The 26,479-nt window shown below is 44.4% G+C and carries 29 protein-coding genes and 3 tRNA genes; 19 read left to right on the top strand and 13 right to left on the bottom strand.

The window, feature by feature from the left end; translation table 11 throughout:
* The first annotated feature begins 183 nt into the window (after positions 1-183).
* The 5 genes from HZB61_06385 to HZB61_06365 all read left to right on the top strand — a co-directional run bounded on the left by HZB61_06385 (position 184) and on the right by HZB61_06365 (position 4,561).
* Positions 184-2,292 (top strand): DUF3553 domain-containing protein, encoded by a 2,109-nt coding sequence (locus HZB61_06385; GenBank protein ID MBI5056220.1) that lies wholly within the window; start codon positions 184-186, stop codon positions 2,290-2,292.
* Entirely contained in the window at positions 2,292-2,564 is a 273-nt protein-coding gene (gatC, locus tag HZB61_06380; GenBank protein ID MBI5056219.1) for an Asp-tRNA(Asn)/Glu-tRNA(Gln) amidotransferase subunit GatC, read from the top strand. Before HZB61_06385 ends, gatC begins: the two co-directional genes overlap by 1 nt.
* Before the next feature lie 202 nt (positions 2,565-2,766).
* Positions 2,767-2,964 (top strand): 30S ribosomal protein S21, encoded by a 198-nt coding sequence (locus HZB61_06375; protein ID MBI5056218.1) that lies wholly within the window; start codon positions 2,767-2,769, stop codon positions 2,962-2,964.
* 2 nt (positions 2,965-2,966) lie between these two features.
* On the top strand, positions 2,967-3,413 hold the full coding sequence (locus HZB61_06370; protein ID MBI5056217.1) for a GatB/YqeY domain-containing protein: 447 nt from the start codon (positions 2,967-2,969) through the stop codon (positions 3,411-3,413).
* A 191-nt stretch (positions 3,414-3,604) separates the two neighbouring features.
* Positions 3,605-4,561, top strand: coding sequence for an NGG1p interacting factor NIF3 (locus HZB61_06365; protein MBI5056216.1), 957 nt, complete (start codon positions 3,605-3,607; stop codon positions 4,559-4,561).
* A 135-nt stretch (positions 4,562-4,696) separates the two neighbouring features.
* Here the strand turns inward: HZB61_06365 and HZB61_06360 are convergent.
* The 7 genes from HZB61_06360 to rpsF form a co-directional block, all read right to left on the bottom strand.
* A tRNA-Ala gene (locus HZB61_06360) sits at positions 4,697-4,772 on the bottom strand.
* A gap of 134 nt (positions 4,773-4,906) precedes the next feature.
* Positions 4,907-4,983 (bottom strand) — tRNA-Ile (locus HZB61_06355).
* 75 nt (positions 4,984-5,058) lie between these two features.
* Entirely contained in the window at positions 5,059-5,337 is a 279-nt protein-coding gene (locus tag HZB61_06350) for a DUF507 family protein (protein MBI5056215.1), read from the bottom strand.
* Positions 5,334-5,615: a DUF507 family protein gene (locus HZB61_06345; GenBank protein ID MBI5056214.1), complete on the bottom strand. Its 282-nt coding sequence runs from the start codon at positions 5,613-5,615 to the stop codon at positions 5,334-5,336. The genes HZB61_06350 and HZB61_06345 overlap by 4 nt, the downstream gene beginning before the upstream one ends.
* Positions 5,615-5,854 carry a 30S ribosomal protein S18 gene (locus HZB61_06340; protein MBI5056213.1) on the bottom strand — a complete coding sequence of 80 codons (240 nt, stop codon included), beginning with the start codon at positions 5,852-5,854 and terminating at the stop codon, positions 5,615-5,617. Before HZB61_06340 ends, HZB61_06345 begins: the two co-directional genes overlap by 1 nt.
* Before the next feature lie 19 nt (positions 5,855-5,873).
* On the bottom strand, positions 5,874-6,275 hold the full coding sequence (locus tag HZB61_06335; protein MBI5056212.1) for a single-stranded DNA-binding protein: 402 nt from the start codon (positions 6,273-6,275) through the stop codon (positions 5,874-5,876).
* Positions 6,265-6,672, bottom strand: a complete 408-nt coding sequence (gene rpsF, locus HZB61_06330; GenBank protein ID MBI5056211.1) for a 30S ribosomal protein S6 — start codon at positions 6,670-6,672, stop codon at positions 6,265-6,267. Before rpsF ends, HZB61_06335 begins: the two co-directional genes overlap by 11 nt.
* A gap of 293 nt (positions 6,673-6,965) precedes the next feature.
* Between rpsF and HZB61_06325 the strand changes: the two genes are divergently transcribed.
* Positions 6,966-7,039, top strand: a tRNA-Arg gene (locus HZB61_06325).
* A gap of 22 nt (positions 7,040-7,061) precedes the next feature.
* Here the strand turns inward: HZB61_06325 and HZB61_06320 are convergent.
* Positions 7,062-7,493, bottom strand: coding sequence for a DUF721 domain-containing protein (locus HZB61_06320; protein ID MBI5056210.1), 432 nt, complete (start codon positions 7,491-7,493; stop codon positions 7,062-7,064).
* A 110-nt stretch (positions 7,494-7,603) separates the two neighbouring features.
* Positions 7,604-7,792, bottom strand: a complete 189-nt coding sequence (locus tag HZB61_06315) for a 50S ribosomal protein L28 (GenBank protein MBI5056209.1) — start codon at positions 7,790-7,792, stop codon at positions 7,604-7,606.
* Positions 7,793-7,960: 168 nt separating this feature from the next.
* Here HZB61_06315 and infB point away from each other — a divergent pair, with 168 nt between their 5' ends.
* The 8 genes from infB (at position 7,961) to HZB61_06275 (ending at position 18,022) form a co-directional block, all read left to right on the top strand.
* Entirely contained in the window at positions 7,961-10,405 is a 2,445-nt protein-coding gene (infB, locus tag HZB61_06310; protein ID MBI5056208.1) for a translation initiation factor IF-2, read from the top strand.
* Positions 10,406-10,510: 105 nt separating this feature from the next.
* A complete protein-coding gene (locus tag HZB61_06305) occupies positions 10,511-10,792 on the top strand; it encodes a DUF503 domain-containing protein (GenBank protein ID MBI5056207.1) in 282 nt (93 codons plus the stop codon).
* A 215-nt stretch (positions 10,793-11,007) separates the two neighbouring features.
* A complete protein-coding gene (gene rbfA / locus HZB61_06300; protein MBI5056206.1) occupies positions 11,008-11,385 on the top strand; it encodes a 30S ribosome-binding factor RbfA in 378 nt (125 codons plus the stop codon).
* Entirely contained in the window at positions 11,363-12,367 is a 1,005-nt protein-coding gene (locus tag HZB61_06295) for a bifunctional oligoribonuclease/PAP phosphatase NrnA (GenBank protein MBI5056205.1), read from the top strand. The genes rbfA and HZB61_06295 overlap by 23 nt, the downstream gene beginning before the upstream one ends.
* A 108-nt stretch (positions 12,368-12,475) precedes the next feature.
* Positions 12,476-15,415 (top strand): PD40 domain-containing protein, encoded by a 2,940-nt coding sequence (locus HZB61_06290; GenBank protein MBI5056204.1) that lies wholly within the window; start codon positions 12,476-12,478, stop codon positions 15,413-15,415.
* 292 nt (positions 15,416-15,707) lie between these two features.
* Positions 15,708-16,643 (top strand): DUF4007 family protein, encoded by a 936-nt coding sequence (locus HZB61_06285; protein ID MBI5056203.1) that lies wholly within the window; start codon positions 15,708-15,710, stop codon positions 16,641-16,643.
* A 3-nt stretch (positions 16,644-16,646) separates the two neighbouring features.
* Positions 16,647-17,129 carry a hypothetical protein gene (locus HZB61_06280; protein ID MBI5056202.1) on the top strand — a complete coding sequence of 161 codons (483 nt, stop codon included), beginning with the start codon at positions 16,647-16,649 and terminating at the stop codon, positions 17,127-17,129.
* Between the two features lie 5 nt (positions 17,130-17,134).
* The gene (locus tag HZB61_06275) at positions 17,135-18,022 is read left to right on the top strand and encodes an HNH endonuclease (GenBank protein ID MBI5056201.1); all 888 of its coding nucleotides are present in this window, start codon (positions 17,135-17,137) and stop codon (positions 18,020-18,022) included.
* Positions 18,023-18,064: 42 nt separating this feature from the next.
* On the opposite strand, the gene HZB61_06270 is transcribed toward HZB61_06275, so the two are convergent.
* The 4 genes from HZB61_06270 to HZB61_06255 all read right to left on the bottom strand — a co-directional run bounded on the left by HZB61_06270 (position 18,065) and on the right by HZB61_06255 (position 20,387).
* Positions 18,065-18,886 (bottom strand): phosphoadenosine phosphosulfate reductase family protein, encoded by an 822-nt coding sequence (locus HZB61_06270; GenBank protein ID MBI5056200.1) that lies wholly within the window; start codon positions 18,884-18,886, stop codon positions 18,065-18,067.
* Positions 18,887-19,013: 127 nt separating this feature from the next.
* Positions 19,014-19,697 carry a hypothetical protein gene (locus HZB61_06265; protein ID MBI5056199.1) on the bottom strand — a complete coding sequence of 228 codons (684 nt, stop codon included), beginning with the start codon at positions 19,695-19,697 and terminating at the stop codon, positions 19,014-19,016.
* Entirely contained in the window at positions 19,675-20,037 is a 363-nt protein-coding gene (locus HZB61_06260; protein ID MBI5056198.1) for a hypothetical protein, read from the bottom strand. Before HZB61_06260 ends, HZB61_06265 begins: the two co-directional genes overlap by 23 nt.
* A gap of 110 nt (positions 20,038-20,147) precedes the next feature.
* Complete coding sequence (locus HZB61_06255; protein MBI5056197.1) at positions 20,148-20,387, bottom strand: hypothetical protein; 240 nt, start codon at positions 20,385-20,387, stop codon at positions 20,148-20,150.
* 227 nt (positions 20,388-20,614) lie between these two features.
* On the opposite strand from HZB61_06255, the gene HZB61_06250 reads away from it, so the two are divergent.
* The 5 genes from HZB61_06250 to HZB61_06230 all read left to right on the top strand — a co-directional run bounded on the left by HZB61_06250 (position 20,615) and on the right by HZB61_06230 (position 26,469).
* Positions 20,615-22,789, top strand: coding sequence for a hypothetical protein (locus HZB61_06250; protein ID MBI5056196.1), 2,175 nt, complete (start codon positions 20,615-20,617; stop codon positions 22,787-22,789).
* A 261-nt stretch (positions 22,790-23,050) separates the two neighbouring features.
* On the top strand, positions 23,051-23,812 hold the full coding sequence (gene mtnP, locus HZB61_06245) for an S-methyl-5'-thioadenosine phosphorylase (protein ID MBI5056195.1): 762 nt from the start codon (positions 23,051-23,053) through the stop codon (positions 23,810-23,812).
* A gap of 91 nt (positions 23,813-23,903) precedes the next feature.
* The gene (locus HZB61_06240; protein ID MBI5056194.1) at positions 23,904-24,437 is read left to right on the top strand and encodes an adenine phosphoribosyltransferase; all 534 of its coding nucleotides are present in this window, start codon (positions 23,904-23,906) and stop codon (positions 24,435-24,437) included.
* Positions 24,438-24,576: 139 nt separating this feature from the next.
* Positions 24,577-25,860, top strand: a complete 1,284-nt coding sequence (locus HZB61_06235) for a DUF1015 domain-containing protein (GenBank protein MBI5056193.1) — start codon at positions 24,577-24,579, stop codon at positions 25,858-25,860.
* A 12-nt stretch (positions 25,861-25,872) separates the two neighbouring features.
* On the top strand, positions 25,873-26,469 hold the full coding sequence (locus HZB61_06230) for a DJ-1/PfpI family protein (protein ID MBI5056192.1): 597 nt from the start codon (positions 25,873-25,875) through the stop codon (positions 26,467-26,469).
* Positions 26,470-26,479: the final 10 nt, after the last annotated feature.

Below are 26,479 nucleotides of genomic sequence, written 5' to 3'. Positions count from 1 at the left end.
TCTTTTATCTCTTTGTTCTCCGTGTACTCTGTGGTTAATTACAATTATCAGAATTATAAGTTTTATCAATTACCTGATAAATGTAACAATTTTATCGCTAATCTATGATATAATTATCAATGTAAGTCGTACGGTCTGCAGTTTGTTTTACACATTATATATATTTCACTTTAAGGGGATACGATGACAAGACAGGTGTTACTAAACGATCTTAATCCTCAACAAAAAGAAGCTGTCCTTCATACTGACGGCCCCCTTCTCGTCCTTGCGGGGGCTGGAAGCGGCAAGACGAAGGTTATTACCCATCGTTTTGCGTATCTCACAACTGCGCAGAAGGTCCATCCTCAGTCCATACTGTCAATGACATTTACAAACAAGGCTGCCGACGAGATGAGGGAACGGATAGAATCCCTTACGGGAAAGAGCTCAAAGGGCCTGTGGGTAGGAACTTTTCATTCATTGTCAGCAAAGATTTTGAGAAAAGAGATAGAGCAGCTTGGGTACCGGAGAGATTTCTGTATCTATGACGATGATGACTCAGGTAATCTGGTCCGCTCAATATTAAAAGAGTTTAAGATCCACGAAGCCCTTTATAAAGGCATTTTGTCAAAGATATCTTCCCTGAAGGCCTCCCTGGTTGGCCCGGAAGAACTGCTTGCCAATGAAGACAGTTATGGTTTTGATGAAAAATTCGCAAGGGTTTATGTTAGATATCAGGACGAACTAAAGAAAAATAACGCCCTCGACTTTGACGACCTTATAATGCTGTGCGTAAAACTGTGTGAAAAACATCCCGCGGTGCTGAAGAAATATCAAAATGAATTTTCGCATCTGATGATCGATGAATTTCAGGACACCAACACATCACAGTACAGGCTCGCGAGGCTCTTCGCCTCAAAACATAAAAACATCTGCGTGGTAGGAGACGACGACCAGAGCATTTACAAATTCAGGGGCGCAGAGGTAAAGAATATCCATAACTTTAAAAAGGACTATGCAAAATCAAAGGTCATACGGCTTGAACAGAATTACAGGTCCACCCAAAATATACTCAACATAGCCGGAAGTATCATCGCGCAAAACCCCGCGAGGATGCCCAAGAAGCTCTGGACAGATCGGGGCGAAGGCGAGAAGATATATTACTGCACCGCAAGCAATGAGGTGGAGGAAGCAAGATACATAGCCCAGACCATTAAAGAATTGTACCTGATGGGCAAATATTCCTATCAAGACATCGCTATTCTCTACAGGGTGAACCAGCAGTCAAGGGTCCTTGAAGAGGCGTTGAGGGAAAATAACCTGCAGTACCGCATCTACGGGGGAATAAGCTTCTTTCACCGCAAAGAGGTGAAAGACATTATTTCCTACCTGAGGGTCATCGCCAATCCGGATGATTCCGTCAGTCTTAAGAGGATCGTTAACTGCCCGACGCGCCAGATCGGAGACGCGACCGTTGTGAGGGTGGAGAACGAAGCGCGCAAGAGAGAAGAGAGCCTTTACAGGACAATGAAACACATTGTAAAAAGCAGCGCATATACAAATGCCTTAAAGGACAAACTGAGCGGCTTTGTCAGCATCATGGATGAATTGATCGCCCATGGAGATATTGCCCTGCCCGAACTTTTGAAACTTATTTTTGAAAAAACAGGCTACATCGAGTGGGTCGGTGAAGAGAGAGCAGGGAATGTGATGGAGCTTGTGAACTTTGCCGAAGGCAAGGACATAAGGGGCTTTATTGATACCGCCTCGCTTTACAGCAGCACTGACGAACTAAGCGATGACAGCACTGTCTCTCTTATGACCCTTCACTGCGCAAAGGGGCTTGAATTCCCCGTGGTATTTATTGCCGGGTTTGAAGACGGGCTTGTCCCGCATTTTCATGCCATTAACGACAAAGATGAGCTTGCCGAAGAACGGAGACTCTTTTACGTAGGTATCACAAGAGCGCAGGACCGCCTCTTTTTAACAGCCGCCAAGAAAAGACGTTTATATACTTCCGTGCAGGAGCAGCAGCCGTCGAGGTTCCTTCCCGACATACCTGAAGCGTGCTACTGCTTGATACAGAAAAGGCCGAGAGCAGACGCATTCACTTCTAATGTTGTTAAGGTGCCGTCCAAACTGTTGAACGTATCTCCGTTTGTAACGGGTTCGAGGGTGAAACATCCCAAGTGGGGAATAGGGGTCGTAAGAGACAGTTACGGCGAGACCGATGATCTAAAAGTTACAGTAAACTTTCCGTCCGTTGGCATGAAAAGGCTTTCCCTTAAATTCGCCAACCTTGAAAAGATATAATGAAGATTGAACATATAGCCATGCTTGCAAGGCTGAAACTTACAACGCATGAAGAAGAACTTTTCTCCAGACAGGTCGGCAGCATCATTGACTACATAAATAAGCTGAACGAGCTTGACACAACGAGCGTTGAGCCTACGGCCCACGTGCTTTCAGTGAAAAATGTCCTCAGGGAAGACAGCTTGACCGCCTCTCTCCCGCGGGAAAGCGCCCTGCAGAATGCCCCCGATAAAGACGAGAGTTTTTACAGAGTGCCCAAGATAATCGAATGACCCATGCTAAGATGTATACTAAGAGCAAAAAGGGCCCACTGTCACGGAATTATTAAGCTTGATGAAAAAAACCGGACAGTAAAATAACTTCTTCATGTTTGCCCGTTTTAAACCTTCAAGGAAAAAATGGCTTGGCTCTTGCTTTAACCCGTTGATAAAATGTATATTATTCGTAATCTTATCGAGAGGGAGGTGAACTGATATGCCTTATGTGAAAATTGGCGACAATGACTCTTTTGAAAATGCCCTTCGCAAGTTTAAAAAACAGTGCGAAAGGGAAGGCATCCTCTCCGAGATAAAGAAAAGAGAGCATTACGATAAACCAAGCGTAAAGAAGAAAAAGAAGGCTATAGCCGCAAGGAAAAAAGCCCTCAAGAGATTCAAATCTCCTTCGAGGTAGAAATGCCCTTATCCGAAAAGATAGCAAGTGATTTTAAAAACGCCCTCAAGTCAGGGGACAAAGATAAAGTCTCAATCCTGAGGATGATCAAGGCCGCGATAAAGAACAGGGAGATTGAAAAAGGCGGCCCCCTTGATGACGATGAGATCTCCGGCATTCTTCGCACATTTGTTAAAAGGGCGAATGAATCCATTGAGCAGTTTTCAAAAGCCGGCAGGACCGATATCGCGGAGAAAGAGAAATCGGAACTCGTCATAATACAGGGCTACCTCCCGAAACAGCTTGGCGAAGACGAAATAAAAGCAATAGTGAAAGACGCTATTGCCGAGACAGGGGCAGCCGGGGCAAAGGATATGGGTAAGGTAATGAAGGCCGTGATGGCAAAAACAAAGGGGCAGGCGGACGGCAAGCTTGTCAATAATCTTGTGAAAGAGTTACTGGGAGTTTAACGCAAGAGCAGGAAGGCTGGCGAATAATTTCTATAATCGACAAGATATTACATTTTGCTTCAGTGGCAATGCCTGTTGTTGCTTAGCACTAAGTACTTTGCCGTGTGCTCTCAGCTTTTTTTAAAAGGTGTCGCATAGAAATTACTCGCCAGCCTTCCTGCTTTTGCTATTCATTAATATTGTGAGGTCAGATGAAATTAAGAAAGATTTACGAAACCATTGTTGCGGCGGGAATTGAGGCTGATCCGCGCGGTAAAAAGACAGTCCTGAAGTCCCTCGACAAAAAGAAAAAAGCCTACAAGGACATGAAGGCTGAGGACAAGGAGTTCTTTGATACAGAAGCCCTTACCAACCCGTACGCCGACTCAAGGATACTGCACGGCACAGGCAAAGAAGAAATAAAGACCGCGCTTGTGGGCATCGACATGGATGCAGCGGAAATCCTCCTTGCAGACAGGCTTTCGTCAAAAGGGACAAAGATCGACCTTGTCATCACCCACCATCCTTCCGGGAAGGCATTCGCCAATTTTTACGAGGTCATGTACATGCAGGCTGACATACTCAATAAGTTCGGAGTACCTATTAATATTGCGGAGGGACTTCTTGAGGGCAGGATAAAAGAAATCGAGAGACGGCTTTCCCCAGCCAACCATACCCGCGCTGTGGATGTGGCTGCCCTGCTTGATATACCGTTTATGTGCATGCATACTCCCGCAGACAATATGGTTGTGGACTTTCTTCAGAAAACCTTTGATAAAAAATCCCCTGACACGCTTGGCGATATCATTAAGATCCTGAAAGAGATTCCCGAATACCGCGAGGCCGCAAAGAACAACTCAGGGCCGAAGATACTCCTTGGCTCCGGCGAAAGGAGCGCGGGGAAAATATTTGTCGACATGACAGGCGGGACCGAAGGCTCAAAAGATATATTTGAAAGCCTTGCCAATTCAAGCGTAAACACTATCGTCGGAATGCATCTCAGCGACGAACACAGGAAAGAAGCTGAGAAACGCCATATTAATGTCGTGATCGCCGGACATATTTCGAGCGACAATGTCGGCATGAATTTTCTGCTCGATGAAGTTGTGAAAAACGGAAAGCTTAAGATAATCCCCTGCTCCGGTTTCAGGAGATTCAGCAGGAATTAAACCCTAATATCAACTGACAATCAATCTCTCACTGTCAGGCAGACCGAAAATAAATTCCAGCAGGAAATATTTTTACAGAAACCGCTAACTTTTTTGCACTCTTTCGCTACTTGCTCTATTTTTGAGAAAAAAATTTGGTGGAGGTGAACGGGATCGAACCGATGACCCCCTGCTTGCAAAGCAGGTGCTCTCCCAGCTGAGCTACACCCCCGAACCAAAAATTATTTCACAAATTTTGAGGCAAAAAATGAACGGTGATAAATCCTGAACCCTCTCACCGTGTTATATCTTATAATTTTTAACTCTTAACTTTCAACCCTGATTTTGCCTGCCGCAAAATCAGCATGGTGGGCCTAATTGGAGTCGAACCAATGACCTCACCCTTATCAGGGGTGCGCTCTAGCCAGCTGAGCTATAGGCCCTTCACAAAACAAGCGAATTAAAAAATACCCTAAAAAAGCTTAATTGTCAATCAATGCGGATTGACCGTGCGACGTTTATCCCCTGCCTTTTTTGGCTGATTCTTCCTGGAAGAATTTCTGGTAGAGGACGTCCCATTCGGAAGTCCCCTCAGGTATCTTCTTTGAGTAGGATTGTAGCTTCTTCCTGATGGATTCGTCCATCTCTTCGGCGAGTTTTGATTCTTTAACTAAAATCCTTTTTATCTCCCGCCTGATGGCCCCCTCGTCCGCGGGGGGAGCAATTGCCTTTTTATCGGCAAGCCCTTTCAGGACAATGTGTGAAAGATGGCTGATCTTGTCGTCGGAGAGCCTCATAAAATAATATTCCGCTCCTTGACCAGTTTCTGTTTTGTCATATCAAAAAGTTTACGGTAGTCCAGCCGGCCCTTTTCTATTTCCGAATCGAATTTTTTCAACATCTGCCTTACTTCTTCGTTGAGCCTGTCTTCTACCGTCAGCTCTTCAAGCATCAGCTCATTTAATAACTCGGCGGCCTTTTCTTTGGATACCGTCAGTTCAATCAAACTTTTCTTCAGGAGCTCTTCCAGGATCTCCCTTGATACAACAGGCACCCACCCTTTAGGTACTCTCATTATCTCTCTACAAACGGAAGGAGGGCTATATTACGCGCCCTCTTGATGGCGATTGTAAGCTCCCTCTGATGTTTCGCGCAATTGCCGGTCATTCTGCCGGCAATCATCTTTCCCCTCTCGGTCAGGTAGTTCCTGAGGGTCTTGATGTCTTTATAGTCGATAAATACACTATGGTCCGCGCAGAACCTGCAGTATTTTCTTCTCTGAAATTTTTTAAATTGCAATTTATAACTCCTTATTTTTTAAATTTTGATCCGGTTAAAAAGGTTCCAGTTCAGTGGTTTCGTCCGGAGGGGCGGTCTCCTCCCCGCCTGGGGCGTCAAACCCGGCAGGGCCCTGTTTTTTGCCGAGGAACCGGACAGACTGCGCTACGACCTCGTGCCTGCTCCTTTTCTGCCCGTCTTCCGTCTCCCAGCGTCTCTCCTGCAGCCTGCCCTCAACAAGCACAGAGCTGCCCTTATTTAAATATTGCCCGCATGTGTCGGCCTGCTTGCCGAAGACCACTATACTTATGAAAGTGACCTCTTCTTTCGCTTCATCACCCTGTTTGTATCTGCGATTAACTGCAAGCCCGAAATTACAGACGGACGTACCCTGCGGGGTATATCTCATCTCGGGGTCTCTCGTAAGATTGCCTATCAGGATAACTTTATTGAACATCCTTTTTCTCCTCCGTAACTTTCTCGCCTGACACAGCAGGCTTCGTATCGTGAGCGGCGACCTTTGCTGCTGCCTGCGCCAGAGATTGCAGCACTGCTTCTATCTGTTTCTTTTTCGTCAGCTTAACAACCATGAACTTTATGATCGGGTCAAGCACTTTGCAGAGTTTTTCGATTTCAAATATGGTTGCGGGGGTGGATTTAAAAAACAGGAAAATATAGTTTCCCTTTTGATGCTTGTTCAGCTCGTAAGCTAACTTGCGGCGGCCCCAATTTTCTTTCTTTAGGATCTCTCCGCCCTGTTTGGTGATTAGGTCCCTGATCTTTCCAACGGTCTCTTCTGCGGCATTGTCGTCAAGATTCGGGTCAAGAATCATGACTTTTTCGTAATAATTCATTTACACCTCCTTATGGATTAATTCTTCCCGCATGATGTATTTACTCTTTAAGCGGGGAGAGCAGCCCTTTCTTTATACAAAGTAAGAGCAAAGAGTATATTTTTATATCATATCAGCCTGTAAAAATCAAATATTGCTGACTGCTTCAGGAAATAAAATACTGTGTCGGTCAAGAGAAGATACAATAGAACATGATTTACTACAATTTTACTGTGATGATATGCTAAACTAATCGGCGGCTGGTTATATTTTTTTTTCAAACTCTTAACTCATTAGTCTTTAACCCAAAGAGAGCCCCCTTAGCTCAGTAGGATAGAGCACAGGTTTCCTAAACCTGGGGCCGCAAGTTCGATCCTTGCAGGGGGCACTTTTTTTCAACGAAAATAGTGTTACTTCTTTCCCCTCTTTAACCCGTGCACGATCAGGGTCCTGAATTTTTCCTTAAGCTCCTCATCCTTCAGGTCCTTCAGCGTATTTTCGAGGAACCTCGAATCATCTTCGGACAATTCGTTGTCTTGTGTCACCTGTTTTTCATTTGTCTTTTCCGGGAGCCTGCCGATCCTGAAACGTATCTCGTCTATTTTATAAGGCTTGAGTTTTGTGATGATCTCTTCTTTGAAAAAACCGAGATGATGCAGCCACTGGGGGGTGTCTACTATTAAAGTAATAACTTTGTTTTTAATGGTGTCCGGGAAGGTGTGAGCTGCAACGGCCTGTCCGACGAGCTTGTCCCACTGATTTCTGATGGCATTGAGGGCCACACCGCCTTCAATGCCGTAATCTTTGATGAATGTATTGAGGATATTCTGAAGGGACTGCATGTGTAATTAAGAAAATTATGGAAAGAAGATATGAAGTTGAGAAGATGAGATCAGGTGTGTCCTCTTGCTCTTCTCATCTCCCAAGCTTCTTATCTTCTCAGCGTCTAAATTTAGACTGCCTTTTTAACTTTTCCTGAGCGCAGGCATCTGGTGCAGACAGAAGACCTTCTTACTCCATGAGCAGTCTGCATCTTCACCTTCTGCAGATTGGGCATGAATACGCGTTTGGTCCTGTTATTGGCATGACTGACATTGTTGCCGGTCACCTTTTTCTTACCGCAAATTGAACATTCTGCCATTGTTTTCTTACCTCCTTATGTTATTAAGCGGACGGTATAATTGCTTTAAAAAGAGAAGTTATGATAACATTAACCCAGACAAACTTACAACCCTTAAACTACATCAAAAATTTTCTGAAGTTTAAGGGCTTGCAACGATTTAACACTTATATTTTTCAGGAAAAATAAATGCCCGGAATGAGAATATACGAGCTGTCTAAAAAGATAAACGTTACCAATAAGGAGATCATTGTCAAGCTTGCGGGCATGGGGATCCAGGTAAAGACCCACATGTCCAATCTAGACGCTGAACTTGTCGACAAGCTGGCCGGCATCTTCGGGAAAACGGAGTTATTAAAAAAGGCTGAAGAAAAACCTTCCCCTCCTAAAAAAGAAGCCCCGGCAGTAAAACCCGCCGTTCCCCAGGAAGAAAAGAAACCCGCGGAAGCAGCCAAACCTGTTGAGAAAGCCCCGGCTGTTATAAGACATTCTGTTGAAAAACCGAAGACTGAGAAACCCGTTAAAGAACATAAACCCGAAGCCCCGGCTAAACCGGCCCACAAAGAACCTGTTAAAGAGGTCAAGCCGCCGGCCGCGAAGCCGCCAGTTGCGCCCTTAGAGACCAAAGCAAAACCGGCAACTACAACAGAAGAAGAAGACTTATTGGTCCTTGACAGGTTCAAAAAAGAGATCGAGCGCGGAAAGCTTGATAAGTTCAAGGCCAAACCCGGGATGCAGCGGGCCTTTGATTCCATAAGAAGGGTTGATGTAACAAAGAAGATCCAGGATTTCAAACCCCAGTTCAAAAAGCACGACAAAAGGCCGTTTGCCCAGAAGACAGAACCTGCTCCGCCTCCCCAGATCACCCAGCCGAGGAAGCGTGTTATTAAATTTCAGGAAGGCACAACAGTAAAGGAATTCGCCGATCTCATAGGGCAGAAGATGAATGAAGTGATAAAGAAATTCATGGAGCTTGGCTACATGCCGACGATCAACCAGCCTGTTGACGCTGACGCGGCGCAGATCGTCGCGGAGGCCTTCGGTCTGAAGATCGAGATGGCGCAGATAGAAGATGAAGAAGCAATCCTTGAAGAGAAGGATTCTGATGAAACCGTGCTTAGCCCTCGCCCGCCGATCGTCACAATTATGGGGCATGTCGACCACGGTAAGACCACCCTGCTTGACGCTATAAGGCAGACAAAGGTCACTGAAACAGAGGCAGGCGGGATAACGCAGCACATAGGCGCATATAAGGTGAAGCTTAAAGATAAAGAGATAACGTTCCTTGATACACCCGGCCATGAGGCGTTTACAATGATGAGGGCCAGGGGCGCAAAGGTCACTGATATCGTGGTCCTTGTAGTTGCGGCCGATGACAGCGTAATGCCGCAGACCATCGAGGCCATCAACCACGCGAAGGCGGCAAACGTGCCTATCGTGGTAGCAATAAATAAAATCGACAAACCTGAAGCAAACGTTACCAGGGTCAGAAATGAGCTCTCCCAGTACGGCGTAGTTTCCGAGGAATGGGGAGGACAGAACATATTCGTTGAGGTTTCCGCTAAAAAAAGAATAGGGATCGAGAAAGTGCTCGAGATGATCCTGCTTCAGTCAGAGGTAATGGAGCTCAAGGCGAATTACCACAGGCCCGCAAAGGGCACGATCGTTGAGGCCAAGCTTGATAAAGGCAGGGGCCCTGTAGGCACCGTGCTTGTCAACGCCGGAGAGCTGAAAGTCGGTGACCCATTTCTCGTTGGAACAGTAGCAGGCAGGGTAAGGGCGCTTATCGACGATACCGGAAAGAAGATCGACAAGGCCGGACCTTCTACTCCTGTTGAGGTTATAGGATTTCCTGATGTGCCGCAGGCAGGCGACATCTTTATTGTCATGGATGATGAGAGGAAGGCAAGGCAGATCGCCCTGAACAGGATGCAAAAGCAGAAGACCGCCGCCGCCTCGCAGATGAAGAAACTTACCCTTAATGAAATTTATGAAAAAGTAAAACAGGGTGAGATACGGGACCTTAACGTCATTATCAAAGCTGATGTCCAGGGTTCAGCGGAAGCGGTCAAAGACGCCCTCTCCGCCATCACGCACCCGCAGGTCAAAGTAAACGTGATCCACGCAAGCGCAGGCGGCATTAACGAATCAGACGTCATGCTTGCCACCGCGTCAAACGCGATCATTATAGGATTTAACATACGCCCGGATGCGAAGGCGTCAGCCCTTATTGAAAAAGAAGGCGTGGACGTCCGGTTCTATAACATAATTTACGAAGCGATCGATGAGATCAAAAAAGCCCTCGAAGGCCTCCTCGCCCCTACCATTACTGAAAAGATCTTGGGAAGGGCTGAGGTAAGAAACCTCTTCTATATATCGAGGCTCGGAACAGTCGCGGGCTGTTACGTGACCGACGGGAAGATCACAAGGACCAGCTCCGGCGTCAGGGTCATCAGAGACAATGTCGTCATCTATGAAAGCAAACTGTCATCGCTGAAGAGATTCAAAGAAGATATAAAAGAAGCGCTTTCAGGTTTTGAATGCGGTATCATGATAGAAAACTTCAATGACCTCAAGGTGGGCGACATAATTGAAAACTACGTCAAGGAAGAGGTCGCCTCAAAACTGGAATAATTTCAATTTTATTTGGTCAATAAATCTTCTAACGGACAATGTCGAAATCCAAATGACAAATGAGTGGTCAGTCGTTAGCCTAACTTCTGACTACTGACTACTGATATGATCGTCGGCCTTCTTACTTTAGATCTGCACATCCACGAGTCACACTCCCTTAAAGAGAAACGCTTCGTCATTAAAAGTTTGATCGACAGGATAAAAAACAAGTTCAACGTCTCCGTGGCTGAGGTCGACGCCAATGACCTCTGGCAGCGAAGCGTGATCGGCATCGCATTTGTCTCCAATGAGACAGTCATGATAAACAAGGTCTTCGAGCAGATAAAGAACCTGGTTATCAGTATTCACTCCGTGGAATTAATAGATGCAACCATGGAGCTGCTGTAATACTGATTGTCATTGCGAGCGCAGCTAAGTTTCCCTTCTTTCCCTCTTCCGCACTTTTGACTTTTGCACTATTGCACTTCTGCGCTCTGCACCCCTTCCCATCCATTCAGATAATTATGCTAAAATTAATCCACATTTTATTCGTGTGTCCGCTTGAGCATGAAATTATAAATTCGGATTCCCGGCAAGCGGGAATGACATAACAAGAGGAAACCATGCATCCATACAAACGTTCGGCAAGGGTCGGTGATCTGATCAGGGAAGAGATCGCCGACATGATAATGAACAAGATCAAACACAAAAACCTCGGGTTTGTTACTGTCACGGGCGCAAAGGTAAGCGATGACCTGAGGAACGCGACCATATATATCAGCGTCCTGAAAGTAGAAGATGCTGAAAAGACAGTGCGGAAACTAAGCTCTTTGTCAGCGCTTTTCAAGAGCGAGCTCGGCAGGAGATTGAAGATGAAGTACGTCCCGTCACTTACTTTCAAACTTGATGAGTCCATTCAATACGGCATGAAGATTGACAAACTTCTAAATGAAATCAAATCGGAAAGGAGTCCCATTGATGAAGACGAAGATCTCCTCTAGGCTTCTTAATGTTCTCAGGCAGAATAAATCTTTTATACTTGTCGGGCATATCAATCCAGAAGGCGACGCCATCGGCTCGGTACTGGCGCTTGCGCTCGGACTTAAGCAGATGGGAAAGAAAGAGATCTATGCCCTGAGCAAAGACGGCGTTCCTGAAATCCTGAAGTTCCTGCCCTCGGCAAAGTCTATAAAACAGACACAGCCTAAAAAAGAAGTTGATGTCTTGTGCATCGTAGATTGCAATACTTTGGATAGGACGGGGTTTAAGGAATTGAAGGCGAAAAAAACCGTTATCATCGACCACCACATACCGCCTGATGATGCTGAAAGATCCGAGCTGTACAAAAAGTTGTCCGCAAGCGTTATTGATCCAGGGGCCGCGGCAACAGGCATACTCATTTATAAACTCCTGACCGCGCTCAAGATAACTATTGATAAAAACATTGCCACGAATTTATACACTGCATTGCTTGTAGATACAGGAGGCTTCAGATATTCCAATACCTCGCCTGAATCTTTAAGGATAGCGTGTCACCTCATTCAGGCCGGCGCACAACCGTGGAGCATTGCAAAGGAGCTGTTCGAAAGCATCCCTTTTAAATCAATGAAGCTTTTAGGACTTTCACTTGCCACCATTGATACAAAGGACGGGATAGCCTGGATTACCACGACTGCGGACATGTTCAAAAAGACCGGCACAACAGCCGAGGACTCCGAAGACTTTGTCGATTTCCCCAGAAAGGTAAAGGGCATCGAGGCTGCTGTCTTTTTCAGGGAAGATGACAAAGACGTATTCAAGCTCAGCCTCCGCTCAAAAGGCAGGGTCAATGTAGAGAAGATCGCAAAGAGCTTCGGCGGGGGCGGACACTTCGCTGCCGCGGGATGCAGGATAAAAGGGCCGCTGAAAGAAGTCCAGAAGAAAGTCTTTGCAGCGATAAAAAAAGAAATGAAGAACAATGAAAAGTCAAAAGTTGGGAGTTAAAAGTTAAAAGTGAAAAGAATCATTATGCATCATTTTTAAACTCTTCACGCATAACTATTGACTCTATTCTTTCCCTGCATGCAGTGCAAATTTAGAACGGAGTTCATTATGAAAAAACGCTATAGTTTGTCCCTCTTTATATTTTTGCTTTTTACCTGCGCGATCTTTTTCCCATCTTCACCTGCCCTTTCTGCAACCATTGACCCGTCATTCAGATTTTCAACCATCGAGACTGAACATTTCTCCATCCACTTCCATCAGGGCGAAGACGGGATAGCAAACAGGGCGGCTGCAATTGCCGAAGACATTCATCAGAAAATGTCCGGCAGCTTTCAGTGGTATCCAAAAGAAAAGACCCAGATCGTTCTTATAGACAACTCCGATTTCGCAAACGGTTTTGCCAATGTCCTTCCCTATAACATGATATATATTTTTGCCGTGCCCCCGATGCCCGACATGACCATTTCCGAGTATGATGACTGGCTTGAGTATATTATCCTGCACGAATATACACATATCATGACAATGGACTCTTCAAGAGGTTATTCAGAGACAACGAGAAGCATCTTCGGCAAGCCGCTGCCGGGTTACGATCCGCTTTCGTTCCTCGCGTTTTTATTAACTGCCCCGCCCAATGTATTCATGCCTGACTGGTGGCTTGAGGGCACTGCCACATGGGCGGAGAGCGAATATACACCTGATGGAAGGGGAAAGAGCCCTTATGTTGAAATGATATTCAGGATGGCGGTCCTGGAGGACAGCCTTCCAGGCGTTGACCAGATAAACGGTGACATCCCCTACTGGCCGTCGGGAAACATCCCTTACATCTACGGGATGCTGCTTGAAAAACATATCGCGCAAACCTATGGGAATGAAAATATCGGCAAGCTCAGTTACGCGCACTCGGGACGGCTTCCGTTTCTTATAAGCAGTCCGCCTGAAAATATTACGGGAAAGGATTATTCCGAGCTTTATGAAGACACGATTGCAGAGCTGAAAAAAGACCAAAACAAAAAAATCCAGGAGCTGAATGCAAGGCCCCTGACAAATTACACCAAATTAAAAATTGAAGGCGAAAGGGTCACAAACGCACGGCTCTCTCCTGACGGCAGGTATCTCGCGGTAAACAGGAAAGACCCGCACCGGCATGAGGAAATTGTGATCGTTGAAACGGCAACGCTGAAAGAGGCTGCAACCGTCAGAAGATTCCCTTCTGATTCAAACCTTTCATGGTCGCCTGACGGGCAGAAACTTTATTTCACGCAGGCTGAATTGAAGAACGTCTACAACCTTTATCAGGACATTTATTCATATGACCTTGCGGCGAGGTCAGTCAGCCGCATAACAGAAAAATTACGCGCCAAGGATGTTGACGTCTCTCCTGACGGCAAACAGATTGCTTTTGTAAAGGTGGAGACCGGCAGGCAGGATATTTCTATTTTGGAGATCGCTTCTAACGGGGTCAATGTCATTGCTGATTTTCAGGATTCAGCCCTGTCATCTCCGAGATGGTCGCCTGACGGAAGGTTTATCGTCTTTGCAAGGCACAACTACTCAGGGCAAACATCCATTGAGCTGCTCAACGTTGAGACAAAAACCGCGGAGACGCTCATCACCAACAATTACAACAACGTTTATCCTGCGTGGGCCCCTGACGGGAAGACCATTATATTTGCGTCGGACAGGACAGGGGTGTATAACCTCTTTGCGCATTCCATCACTGACAAAAAACTCTCTCAGGTGTCGCACGTGTTAGGCGGGACCTTTCACCCCGAAGTATCAAAGGACGGGAAAATATTCTTCACCGGATATAGTTCAAAAGGTTTTTACCTTGCGGAGATGCCCTATGAAGCCTCACAATGGTCTGATACTTTGAGCCCGAGGATAACCCCGGAATGGAAAAGTGAGGGGCAGCAAATAAATGAAAATCCAGATTCACCCGTAGGGGCGGGTTTAAAACCCGCACCTACAGCAGCCCCCCAACCGCTCTCTGAAAAAAGGCCGTACTGCCCGGGCAAAACCCTGCTGCCAAAATTCTGGATGCCCACTCTTTCGTTTGACAATGACGGCGCGGTATTCGGCGCATTCACTGCTGGGCAGGACGTGCTTGGATATCATACCTACATCCTGCAGGGCGGATACGGCGTGAGCCATCGGGGGTATTATGATTTTAATTATATCTATGACAGATGGTATCCCACGTTTTTTTTCAGGTCATACAGTGCGCCAATTTTTTATTCTGAGTTTTTCAATGACGATGACAATTACTATGAGAGGCGGAGCGGTTTCACAGCGGGCGCAAGGTTCCCGCTCTTTACCAACCTTGAGACAAGTCTCAACCTTGTTGCCGGGTTCAATACCGAAACTCTCAAGCACCTGACGGACATTGAGGGCAGAAGAGTTGACGGGCTTGAAGTATTCGAAGGCAGAAGGAGCAATGTTTTTGCGGGCCTTGAATTTACAAACGCGTTGAAATATCCCTATTCAATAAGCAGGGAAGAGGGAAGGAACATCTCCTTCCTGTATAAAAATTATTCCGAAGCCGTCGGCAGCGACCTGGGCCAGGAAGAGTATAAATTAAATTATGAAGAGTACATCAAAACGTGGAAACACCACGTGCTCTATTTAAACCTGAAGGGCGCCACATCAGGCGGAGACCTGATCGCCCAGCAGGCGTTCAGCGTCGGCGGCATCCCCGGCAATGAATATTTCATCAGGGGATTTTCTTCAGGCTTCCAGACAGGCAAACACGTTGCAAAGGGAACGCTTGAGTACAGGTTCCCGGTGAAGTACATCCTCAGGGGCATAAACACAAAACCGTTTTTCTGGGACAGAGTGCATGTCGCCGCCTTTGCTGACGCAGGCAATGTCTGGGGACGCGAGAAAAAATTTCACTCTAACGATATCTCCGTCGGTGTAGGCGCTGAAGCAAGACTGGACATGGTGCTTGGATATAAATTGAAAATAACCCCCGCCTTCGGCATCGCCCGCGGAGTTACAGAAGACGGCGAGACACAGGTGTATGTTACGATCTATACTGAGTTGTAGATAATATTAAAAGTACACCAATCTGGCACGAGTTATTGTTAAGTCTTACGCCCGGGATTTTTTTCTGACAGGTTATTTGTGAAGCAACTTGTTTCACAAATTCCATGGGGGGCACACTTGAAAGGCAATCTACCTATAATTGAGGCAGAGGGGGTGAGGAAGAATAATTTATTGCTGAGTGTTGTTGGCCTTCCGAGCTTCTGCTCTATTGCACTATGCACATATTCTCCTTGCCGTTTCACTCGACGTTGGATTAAAATTAAGCGTTGAATTTTAAAATTGTTAGGTATCCATAATTGTGATTACATCTAAATCAACATCCAATATCAATCCAATATTTGCAAGACATGAAACCTTCCATCCTCGCTTCGGATGGCTGAAGAAAGGGTTTGAGAAGGCATTAGAAAACAATACTGTTTTTTCTGAGGAGTCTGCGCCTTCTATTTTGGGCGTGGGGAAGAACATGGCGAAGGCTATCAGATATTGGAGTTTAGCATATAAAATTCTTCAGGAGGATCCTAAGAAAAACAGTCGAGCAATTATCCCGACTGATTTTGGAAAACAATTACTCGGCTGTGAAGGATGGGATCCTTATCTTGAGGATACTGCCTCATTATGGCTGCTACACTGGAATCTTTTGAAAGCGCCTTGCCAAGCCACAGCTTGGTATTATGCTTTCAACATCTTCAATCAGCCTGTTTTTACTTCAGAAGATATGCTCTCCGGGCTCATTGAATTCAAAGATCGAGAGTTTCCATTAAGCAACATAAATGTATCATCTCTTTCCAAAGATACTACTTGCCTTCTCAGGATGTTCGTTGAACAGAGAAGCCGGGAAGGACTGATAGAGGATTCAATAGATAGCCCGTTTGTTGAGTTAGGATTAATTAAGCATTATGGGGATCCGAAACAATATGCAATGAATATCGGCCCGAAAGCAGGATTGACCCCCGAAATCATAGTTGCAGCGTGTCTCGAATTTGCTGCATCTCATGCTGAAGGGGCAAAAACTATAACCATCTCCCGTTTATTATATGATGAGGGAAGTCCGGGGTTATGCTTTAAGATCAGGGAAAATGTGCTCTGTGAGGCAATTGAAATAATCTCTACACAATTTGATGATATATTTCTATCTGAAACTGCGGGATTAATTCAGATGTCTTACGATAAAAACCCTCAGGAATTATCTGAAAGGCTCTTAAAGCATTATTACCGGAAGCGAGGCTGAACAGTGTCTCTTTATGATTGCATAAAAATAAAACGCAGGTATACTCGCTCCGTAAATCTTGAGCGCGATCTTAATATTGCAGACAGCGTCAATGGGTATATTCCAACGCCCAAGGCAAATGATTTTATCCAGCGCTTTTGCGATGCTTTGAATTCTCCTAATTCTGTACGGGCCTGGACATTAACCGAGGTCTATGGCACAGGGAAGTCGGCCTTCGCTCATTTCCTGGCAGCTCTATGTTCGGGCAAGGATGACAAGATCAGGTCGAATGCAATCAGTATTCTTAATGATTCAGGGAAACATATAAGCAAATCACTAAAGAGCATAAATGATAGGGGACTGATCAAAGCGGTGGCGACATCACAAAGAGAGCCTATTGCTTATACTTTAGTGCGCGCCTTAAAGAATGGAAGCGAAAAATATTGGGAGGGTGTCAGGGGAACCAAACCAGGGATATTGGCTACAGCCATAGTTGTCGAAGGATAATGTAAATGAATAAGGAAACGATCTTAAAACAATTCAGAAAAATTACAGTCTGGAAAAGAGGCGGAGAAAGAGCTCCTCATAAACCACTATTATTGTTATTTGCTCTTGGGAAACTATTTCAAAACAAAAGCAGAATGATTTCTTATGAGGAAATAGACAAAACCTTGGGTATATTATTGAGAGAATTTGGTCCTGTGCGTTTGAATTATCGAACTGAATATCCATTTTGGAGATTGCAAAATGACAATTTATGGGAAGTTTCCGGGACTGAGGAGATTGAACTCAACAAAAGCGGCGATCCCCAAAAGGCTGATCTTATTAATTACAAGGTTGCAGGTGGATTCCCGAAACATCTTTTCGATACATTTCAGGCAGATAAGAAATTGTTAGTCAAAGTAGTCCAGGAACTTTTAGACTCAAATTTCCCTTCATCAATTCATGAGGATATTCTGCAATCAGTGGGAATCGATATTGAGTCACAAATATCTGAGGGAAAAAAGAGGCATCCTGAATTTTGGGAAAATATTTTGAGGGCATATAAATACAGATGTGCTGTGTGTGGTTTTGATGTGAGATTAGGCCACTTTCCCATTGCATTAGAAGCAGCACATATTAAATGGTACCAGGCTGGAGGCCCTGATACTGAAGTTAATGGACTTGCTTTATGCGCATTACACCACAAATTGTTTGATAGAGGCGCCTTTACCATATCTGACAAAATGAAAATATTAGTATCGGCCCACGCATACGGGACAGTTGGATTTCAGGAATGGCTGATGAATTTTCATGGCAAAAAAACTACTCCTCCTCAGAGGAAATCCTACTATCCCGATAGAGAATTTATCGAGTGGCATGTAAGAGAAGTATTTCGTGGTGAATACAGAGAGTTATAATTATTCAACCTTTTTAAAGTCGCAGTGGCAACTTCAAAAGAATTACAAATGACAAGCAGAACACGGATTAAAACCCTCATCCTCATCAAGCTGTGATAAAACATCGATCAACGTCTTATTGGATTTTTCTTTCGTCAAACGTGCTTCAAGCTTCTTATGCTCGTCAATTATTCTTCCCCGTCGTTCAAGTAACTCCCGAAGAGTTTCATTATCATTCCAGGTGAACTTCCGTCCATCAGAATGTTCGCCCTCATACCTCGCCGCCTTCTCAAAAAGATCAGGATGGTTATCATAAAGTCCAATCCACTCTATCTTCCGCTGAAAAAAACAAAAATAGCATCCGGAGCGGGACCGCCATTCATAATATTTGGGGAAGCCTATTCCGCTGTCTTCCAGTATCTGAAAAACATCTTTCTTTGTAATACCAGCTTCTTTAAATGGGTAGGCAGGATTGATATTATCTTTGGAAGATATGTAGCCGTCGCGATCCTCATCCGCTCTTATCGCAATATAACTGATAGTCTCATTATCTCCAATAAACTTCTCAAGAGGGACAATCTTCAATTGCTTAGTGCACCAGCGCGCCATAGCGGAAGGCAAAAAACCATTATAAATAGTTAACCAGTGTTTAAAGATAGCCTCAGGATCATCTTTAGGAATCAACTCCTTATTCAGATACGTTATTTCTATCCCGAGACGAGCTTTGAGACGTTCCAAAAACTCATATGTTTCCGGCAACTCACAACCTGTGTCACAAAAGAAATACTCGATGTTGGGAATTTTGTCGTGAAGATATACTGCAAGAGCGGCGCTATCCTTGCCGCCGGATAATCCTAATACGTGCCTAATGTGCTTATCGCCCATACTTCTTCTTTTTCCCCTCGTCTTTGGCTATAGTTTTTCCTTTTTCATTTTGATGACACCATTTGCATTTACATGTTGTTCTAAACACAATTTGTGAGTTTTATATTACAGTGTTTCCACCACATCATTACTTTAATCTCAACTTTTGTGGGGGAAATTCGATCGCCTCACATGAGGCTCTTAACGCTTTCTGAGTTTTCCTGCTGAACTTGAATGACCCGACAACCGTATCCAAACGGTCGGGATCGAGCTGACGGGCAATGATTGAACATTGATCGAGATCTTTAGCTTTCTTGCCCTCACCCGGTCGTCTTTGTGCAGTAATTAATTTATGGACAAAAAAGGCTTCAGGCAATGGAGCTCTTACCTTGAAATTCCCTAAATCCGCTATAAATGGAAAACCAAGAAGGAGGTCAACAAACGGGAGTGGCGAAGCTGTGATATTCCATTTTCTTATTGGCACAATCTGAACGTCTCTACCGCCTTTTCGGTGGGTAACAAATTCAACAGTGAAGTTTTCACGGGTAAACTTGCGAATACCAGACTGCATAACGACAGGGATATAACCGAGATCAGTAATGACTTTCTCAAGGTCTATTTCTTTGTTTCTGTCAGATAGAGCAAACTTTACTGCAAAATCGATATCCATCGTGCGCAAAACATACTGAATGCCAAAAGCCTCCTGATAAAGAGACATGACCCAGCTTCCGATCAGCAGGGACTCGTCGAAAAACCCGACCGAATAAAATGCCTGAAGGAGCTTTATGACTTCCGCCGGGAATATGTTTTTATTTTTTAGCGATATCTCCATGTCCCCTTTTATTGTCGGTCTTAGTGATCTTGTTCAGATAGGATATTTTCTTTTTGTAGGACTGTATTTCTTTTTCATACTTTTTTCTCAGTTCCAGCTTCTTTAATATCTCCGGCACTTCTTTATTCGGAATGTGCTTACTAATAACTTTTTCACCTTCGCGATATTTCAGACAAGAGTATGAATATATCTTACCCTTGTATCTTTTCTTCCGCTCATTCAATGCGCCTTTGGGAAGCCCGGATACAGACCGCTCAAGACCGTCGATCATCTCCCGGCAACGTTTAAGCTCATCCCGAAGCATCCCGCTTATGACCTTGTCATTTTCCACCACTTTCATGCTGTTATTATGCTTTTTGTGGTGGAAAAGCGCAAGAGTTTTGATTGTCGGTTAAAAATCTAATTTTGGGATGCGGTTTCGTTTAAGCCAATAATTCGAACAAATTGCATTTACACGGTTACCCATTCATCATAAGGTTTGTGTGCAAGCTGATTGCCATCGTCATCGTATTCAGTGACATAACACAGATATAATTCATGTTTGTTTTCTTTGCAAAAGCGTTCGCATTTCTTTAATGCCCCCTTAAGAGTTTTGTAATAACCCAATTCCTCCTCATGAACAAAATAATGCCCCTCAATCGGATGATTTATTTTCATTGGGACATCATATGCAAGAACAGAATACCTCATGCCGATCCTCCTTTCATGAATTATCGTGTATGCATTGATACAGGATTATAAATCTTTTGGCATATATTTTTTTCAGTTACGAAAGCAACGTTAGTGTCGTTGAAAACCAGCAAGCAAAACCTGTCGCAGCCCTCGTCGAAAAACTAACAAACTCTATCGATGCCATGCTGATGAAGAAGTGCTATGAACAGGGCATTGACCCTCGTTCACAGGTTGCACCAAAGAATATGCATGATGCGGTGCGCAGTTTTTACAGCTATGAAAACTTCGATCTTCAAGTATACAGGAATGAAGTAGCTCAAGACATCCAGATTTTAGCCGATCCCAACAGCCCACGGGGTGATAGTTCACTTGTAATATTCGATAACGGTGAAGGGCAGCATCCTCAGGATTTCCCTAATACTTTTCTATCACTTTTACGAGGGAATAAAAACGATATCAAGTTCGTCCAGGGCAAGTACAATATGGGCGGAGCCGGGGCGCTTGTATATTGTGGTGAAAAAAGATACCAGCTTGTAGCTTCCAAACGATATGACAGTACAGGGAACTTCGGATTCAGCCTGCTGAGAATACATCCTCTTACCAAAGAAGAAGAGGAAACCAAGAAAAACACATACTATGAGTATTTCTGCCCAGACGGCAAGATACCTGAATTCCCAATCGATGAATTAGACCTGAACATTTATAGGCGTAAGTTTAGAACCGGTACCATTATTAAACTCTACTCCTACGATCTGCCTCCGGGGAGCAAGTCGGTTATTTCCAGAGACTTAAATCAGAGCGTTAATGAATACCTCCATAATCCGGCTCTACCAATTTATATCATCGACCGTAAGGAAAGATATCCCAAGGACATCGGCCTTGAAAGGATAATGTTTGGTATATCCAACAGGCTTTTATATCAGAAGGACAAATATGTAGACAGGCAATTCTCTTTGGAAATAACAGGTAATAAAGAGGTTGGGAAAATCAGGGCAACAGTTACTGTTTTCAAAGTTAAGAGCGAAGATAAGACTGTTAAAGAATTTAAAGACACAATCCAGAACGAGTTTTTCAAGAATAATATGAGTGTCGCCTTCAGTCTTAATGGGCAGGTACATGGCTTTTATACCTCGGAATTTATAACAAGATCATTGAAATATAAATTACTCAAAGACTACTTGCTCATACATGTTGACTGTACAAATATGACCTTGCATTATCGAAATAACCTTTTTATGGCATCAAGAGACAGGTTGAAAAACGGGAAAGAATCCGAAATTATCAGAAGTCTTCTTGCAGAATATCTCCGGAAAAGTGAGCTTAATGATATATACAAACAGAGGAAAGATTCATTTTCGGCAGATACGAGTGATGCAAATGAATTGCTGAAAAAGTTTTCCAAGAATCTTCCACTAAACCCTGAAATGCTCAAATTGCTGAAACAGACTTTTAAGCTTGAAGAAATAGATAAGAAAAAAGACGAAACACAGAAAAGCAAAATTAAAACGGATAGCAAACCGAAAACTAAGGAACCGTTTATATCGCAAAGATACCCGTCAATTTTTAAGATACAGGGTAAGCCGGACAAGGACGGGAAAATATTCAAGACGATTCCTTTAGGAGGAGATAAGACAATTCGGTTTGATACAGATGTTGAAAATGAATACTTCGACCGGATAAAAGATAAAGGAGAACTCAATCTTTATGTTTTGCAACATGCTCCTAATGATGCTGTTGGCGGAAATGCTCCCGGCAAACCACGAGAGATCGATGAATACTTTCAAGTGGTAAAATCAAGCCCGCAAGATGGAACAATACGGGTTAATATGCAGCCAAAGAATACTTTAAAAGCAGGAGATGAGCTTCAAATTAAAGCTAATCTATCGTCCATTGTTCAGCCTGACGGAGCGCTTGAATCGATATTCTATGTGAAGATCGAAGAGTTGAAAGAAAAAGAGCCAAGACCTGAGGAGGAAAATGTACCTCAGATCGGATTACCTCAAATGGTTTTGGTGTATAAAGATGAAAGAGAAGGGGTTAAAACATGGAGTGACTTCGAGGCCTCTGGCAGTCCATTTGATGAAGTAGAAATTATGGCAACTGATACGAATGATAAGGATGAACTTGAAACAATATTCATCAACATGGACAGCAGCCTCTTGCGGACATATAAATCCAAATTAGACGGGGATGAAGTATTACAGATTGCAGACAATAAGTATGTCTCTCAGGTTTATTTTCATACACTGTTTTTATATTCGATCCTTAAGCAAAAGAAGCTCCGATTTTCTTTAGAAGACCCACCGGGAGACAAACCAATGGAATTAGATGATGTACTTCGGGACCTTTTTAAATCGAGCTACGGTGAGTTTCTGCTTAAATTTGGAGGAACGCAAGAATTGATTGCGGCAATTGATTAAGCAGTAGTATTACCAAGGGCGATTAAGGACAGAACCCCATTTATTGTTTCAGGGCGGATCACAAAAGCAGGCCATTCAGAGCTTTTTTGAAAGAACATTGTAATTAAGGAATTCTAACATCACCCTCGTCGCCAAAATCCTCATTCAGCAATAATTCTCAGGGGAAAAGAATTAAACAAGTTGAGTTGTAAATATTGAATCGTCTATAATCATAGGCAGTCTTTTTCAATCAGCATATCAATAAAATTTCAAGGAGCAATCATGATTAAAGTCGGAATTATCGGCGGTTCGGGGCTTGATGACCCCAATATCCTCAAGAACGCAAGGGAGATCGAAGTTGAAACGCCGTACGGCTCGCCGACGTCCGTGCTTACGTGCGGCTCAATTGAAGGGGTGGACGCTGTGATCATCGCACGCCACGGCAAGAACCACTCGATCTATCCGAGCAAGGTAAATTTCAGGGCCAACATTTATGCCCTGAAGGAACAGGGGTGCACGCACATCCTTGCGTCAACTGCTGTAGGCTCGCTGCGGCAGGAGATAGCCCCGGGACATCTGGTGTTCCCCAGCCAGTTCATTGACCACACGAGAAAAAGGGAGACAACATTTTTTGACGAGGACGTTGTCGTGCATACACCGATGGCGGAGCCGTTCTGTCAGGACCTGATTGATCTGCTTTCACTGTCCGCAAATCATATGGGACTGCCTTTTCATAAAAACAAGACCGTCATCACTATCGAAGGCCCCCGTTTCTCCACAAAGGCTGAGAGCCACATGTTCAGGAGCTGGAACGCGGACGTTATTAATATGAGCACGGTCCCCGAAGTTGTTCTCGCCAGGGAGAAGAAAATGCACTACGCCGCGATAGCTATGTCAACGGATTATGACTGCTGGCACGAGGAAGAGGCCCCGGTAACCTGGGAGATGATCCTCGATACAATGAAAAAAAATGCCAGCAATGTCATCAAATTGTTCCTGGACGTGATACCTAAGATAAAAGAATATGAGGACCATTGCATATAACATGAATAATCTTTCAGCCACGATTAAACACGGAAAAATCAGTGCGAATCCGTGTTAATCTGCGGCTAAATAATTTATAAAGGAGAACGATATGCCGATCAAATCAAAAATAAGGACCATTCCCGATCACCCCAAGAAAGGGATCATGTTCAGGGACATCACTACCCTTATCAAAGACCCGGTGGGGTTCAGGCTGGTGATCGATAACTTCACGCAGAGATATATAAAGGGCGACATTAATTTCGATCTTATCGTCGGCATAGAGGCAAGGGGTTTTATTATCGGCGGCGCGTTGTCTTATACACTTGGAAAAGGTTTCGTGCCTGTCAGGAAAGTCGGCAAGCTTCCCGCTGAGGTTGTAAGGCACGAGTATCAATTAGAATACGGTACAGATACGATTGAAATACACAAGGACGCGATGGTCAAAGGGGCGAAAGTCCTTATTGTTGACGATCTCCTTGCAACAGGAGGCACTGCATTGGCTGCTGCCACGCTGATCGAAAAACTCGGAGGAGTTGTAGTTGAGATGGCATTTATCGTCAATCTCCCGGACGTCGGCGGGGCGAAAAAATTAAAAGAGAAAGGATACAAATATTACTATCTCACAGAGTTTGAGGGAGATTAGTATATGTTGGATGGATAAATTACCACAGAGACATGAAGAAGAATAAAATAATCCACAGATTACTCAGATTCCCGCAGATTTTTTAAAAGATTTTTCTTTAATCTGTGCAATCTGCGAAATCTGCGGATAATATTTACCATTGAATAAAAAAACTATGGCAGAGGTAATTCCGTTTAAAGGTGTTTTGTATAATCCGCAGAAGGTGGACGCCAATTTAACTATGGCGCCGCCGTATGATATTGTTACGCCTGAATTCAAGGAAACACTTTATGGAAAAAGTCCTCACAATATCATCCGCATTGATTTCGGCAAGGACAGCGATGATGACAATGAAAATGAAAACCGCTACACAAGGGCGGCAAATTTTCTTTCTGACTGGCTTGATGAGGGAGTGTTAAACCGGGACGCGGAGCCGGCATTTTATTGTTATGAAATAAGCTACGATATGAACGGCCAGACAAAAAAGGCACGGGGCTTTCTCGGCGCTGTCAGAATTGAAGAACTTGGGACAGGCAGAATCCACCCGCATGAAATGACTTATTCAAAACCAAAATCCGACAGGCTCAATATCCTTAAATATTGCCAGGCGCACACAAGCCCTATTTTTTCACTTTACAGCAGCGTGGAGAAGAAGACTTCTTCCATCCTCGAAAACATCTCCGGGGAGAAACCTTTTATAGAGGCAAAGAACGGGGACGGTTTCATTCACAGGCTATGGCGGATAAATGACACTGCCTCGATCGATACAATTAAACAAGAAATGTCTGATAAGGACATTTTCATCGCCGACGGACATCACCGTTATGAGACATCTCTCAAGTTCAAGAAAGAGATGGAAGAAAAAGGCCTCATTCAGACGGGAGATGAACCGTATAATTTTACTCTGATGTTTCTTGCCAACATCGAAGACGACGGCCTGACCCTTCTGCCGACACACAGGATCGTTGAGGTGGATTCAAACATCAACATAAAAGAGACCCTCAGGAAATATTTCGACATACAGAAAATAAGCGAGCCCGGCTTACCGGAGCAACAGGCGCGGCAGCAGATGTTTGAGGCCATGCGGCAGAAGACGCATTCCTTCGGGATGTTCCTTACCAACACAAATAACTATTACACGCTTTCGGCCGGCGGCCCAAAAATTGAATTGGACATGCCGGAGTGTTTGCGAAATCTTGATGTGACAGTGCTTCACAAACTGGTATTTGAGAAACTGTTAAAGATAGAGCATTATGAATATGAAATGGACGCCGGGGTAGCTGTGGAAAGGGCCCGGAAGGGTTCGTTCGAGGCGGTCTTTTTCCTGAACCCAACCGCAATTCATGATGTCAAGGAAGTCGCTCTCGCTGGTGAAAGAATGCCGCCGAAATCGACATATTTTTACCCGAAGCTTTTGACCGGGATGGTGATCTATAAGTTTTGAAACACGCTAAATATGAAACCAGACAAGAAAGTCCTTCTCTTTCTCCCGCGTGGATTTGAAGACATAGAGGTTGCGGCCTTTACTGATGTCCTCGGCTGGACGAGGGTTTTAAAAGAAGTAAAACCCGTTGATGTGGTCATAACCGGTTTTAAACGGACCGTTCCATCCAAACACAATCTCATAATTAAAACCCACATGCTGCTTAAGGATGTAACCGCAAAAGAATATGACGCTCTTATTATTCCGGGCGGATTCAATGACAGCGGATGGACCGAGGTTTTCAAAGAGGAAGTGCTTTCATTGATAAAGAAGGTTTACTCAAGCGGCGGCATTGTTGTTTGTATGTGTGTAGGCGCCCTTCCCGCCGCGAGATCCGGAATTCTCAAAGGCAAGAAGGCCACGACCTACACTGCGAGTAAACGGCATGACAACCTGCAAATCCTCCGGGACTGCGGGGCCGTTCCGGTCAAAAAAAGGATCGTCGTCTCCGGCAGAGTGATCACCAACAGGGGGCCCGACACCTCAATTGATGTCGCATTCAAACTTCTTGAGATGCTGAACGGGAAGGCTGATATGAAGAAAGTCCGAAAGGCGTTGATGTTTGAGTAATCGCTATGGC

The organism is Nitrospirota bacterium, from assembly GCA_016214845.1.
Lineage (GTDB): Bacteria > Nitrospirota > Thermodesulfovibrionia > UBA6902 > UBA6902 > SURF-23.
The sequence above is the reverse complement of the archived record's forward strand: the minus strand, read 5'-3'. Positions and strand labels throughout refer to the sequence as shown.

Excerpts from the sequence above, each read along its gene's own strand:
- HZB61_06260 (MBI5056198.1), bottom strand. The coding sequence starts at position 20,037 with ATGAAAGTGGTGGAAAATGACAAGGTCATAAGCGGGATGCTTCGGGAT.
- HZB61_06370 (MBI5056217.1), top strand. The coding sequence starts at position 2,967 with ATGCCCTTATCCGAAAAGATAGCAAGTGATTTTAAAAACGCCCTCAAG.
- HZB61_06275 (MBI5056201.1), top strand. The coding sequence starts at position 17,135 with ATGAATAAGGAAACGATCTTAAAACAATTCAGAAAAATTACAGTCTGG.
- HZB61_06265 (MBI5056199.1), bottom strand. The coding sequence starts at position 19,697 with ATGGAGATATCGCTAAAAAATAAAAACATATTCCCGGCGGAAGTCATA.
- HZB61_06230 (MBI5056192.1), top strand. The coding sequence starts at position 25,873 with ATGAAACCAGACAAGAAAGTCCTTCTCTTTCTCCCGCGTGGATTTGAA.
- rbfA (MBI5056206.1), top strand. The coding sequence starts at position 11,008 with ATGCATCCATACAAACGTTCGGCAAGGGTCGGTGATCTGATCAGGGAA.
- HZB61_06240 (MBI5056194.1), top strand. The coding sequence starts at position 23,904 with ATGCCGATCAAATCAAAAATAAGGACCATTCCCGATCACCCCAAGAAA.
- HZB61_06335 (MBI5056212.1), bottom strand. The coding sequence starts at position 6,275 with ATGTTCAATAAAGTTATCCTGATAGGCAATCTTACGAGAGACCCCGAG.
- HZB61_06365 (MBI5056216.1), top strand. The coding sequence starts at position 3,605 with ATGAAATTAAGAAAGATTTACGAAACCATTGTTGCGGCGGGAATTGAG.
- HZB61_06350 (MBI5056215.1), bottom strand. The coding sequence starts at position 5,337 with ATGAGGCTCTCCGACGACAAGATCAGCCATCTTTCACACATTGTCCTG.
- HZB61_06295 (MBI5056205.1), top strand. The coding sequence starts at position 11,363 with ATGAAGACGAAGATCTCCTCTAGGCTTCTTAATGTTCTCAGGCAGAAT.
- HZB61_06250 (MBI5056196.1), top strand. The coding sequence starts at position 20,615 with ATGCATGATGCGGTGCGCAGTTTTTACAGCTATGAAAACTTCGATCTT.
- gatC (MBI5056219.1), top strand. The coding sequence starts at position 2,292 with ATGAAGATTGAACATATAGCCATGCTTGCAAGGCTGAAACTTACAACG.
- HZB61_06255 (MBI5056197.1), bottom strand. The coding sequence starts at position 20,387 with ATGAGGTATTCTGTTCTTGCATATGATGTCCCAATGAAAATAAATCAT.
- infB (MBI5056208.1), top strand. The coding sequence starts at position 7,961 with ATGCCCGGAATGAGAATATACGAGCTGTCTAAAAAGATAAACGTTACC.
- HZB61_06305 (MBI5056207.1), top strand. The coding sequence starts at position 10,511 with ATGATCGTCGGCCTTCTTACTTTAGATCTGCACATCCACGAGTCACAC.
- HZB61_06320 (MBI5056210.1), bottom strand. The coding sequence starts at position 7,493 with ATGCAGTCCCTTCAGAATATCCTCAATACATTCATCAAAGATTACGGC.
- HZB61_06345 (MBI5056214.1), bottom strand. The coding sequence starts at position 5,615 with ATGAGAGTACCTAAAGGGTGGGTGCCTGTTGTATCAAGGGAGATCCTG.
- rpsF (MBI5056211.1), bottom strand. The coding sequence starts at position 6,672 with ATGAATTATTACGAAAAAGTCATGATTCTTGACCCGAATCTTGACGAC.
- HZB61_06385 (MBI5056220.1), top strand. The coding sequence starts at position 184 with ATGACAAGACAGGTGTTACTAAACGATCTTAATCCTCAACAAAAAGAA.
- HZB61_06315 (MBI5056209.1), bottom strand. The coding sequence starts at position 7,792 with ATGGCAGAATGTTCAATTTGCGGTAAGAAAAAGGTGACCGGCAACAAT.
- HZB61_06375 (MBI5056218.1), top strand. The coding sequence starts at position 2,767 with ATGCCTTATGTGAAAATTGGCGACAATGACTCTTTTGAAAATGCCCTT.
- HZB61_06270 (MBI5056200.1), bottom strand. The coding sequence starts at position 18,886 with ATGGGCGATAAGCACATTAGGCACGTATTAGGATTATCCGGCGGCAAG.
- mtnP (MBI5056195.1), top strand. The coding sequence starts at position 23,051 with ATGATTAAAGTCGGAATTATCGGCGGTTCGGGGCTTGATGACCCCAAT.
- HZB61_06290 (MBI5056204.1), top strand. The coding sequence starts at position 12,476 with ATGAAAAAACGCTATAGTTTGTCCCTCTTTATATTTTTGCTTTTTACC.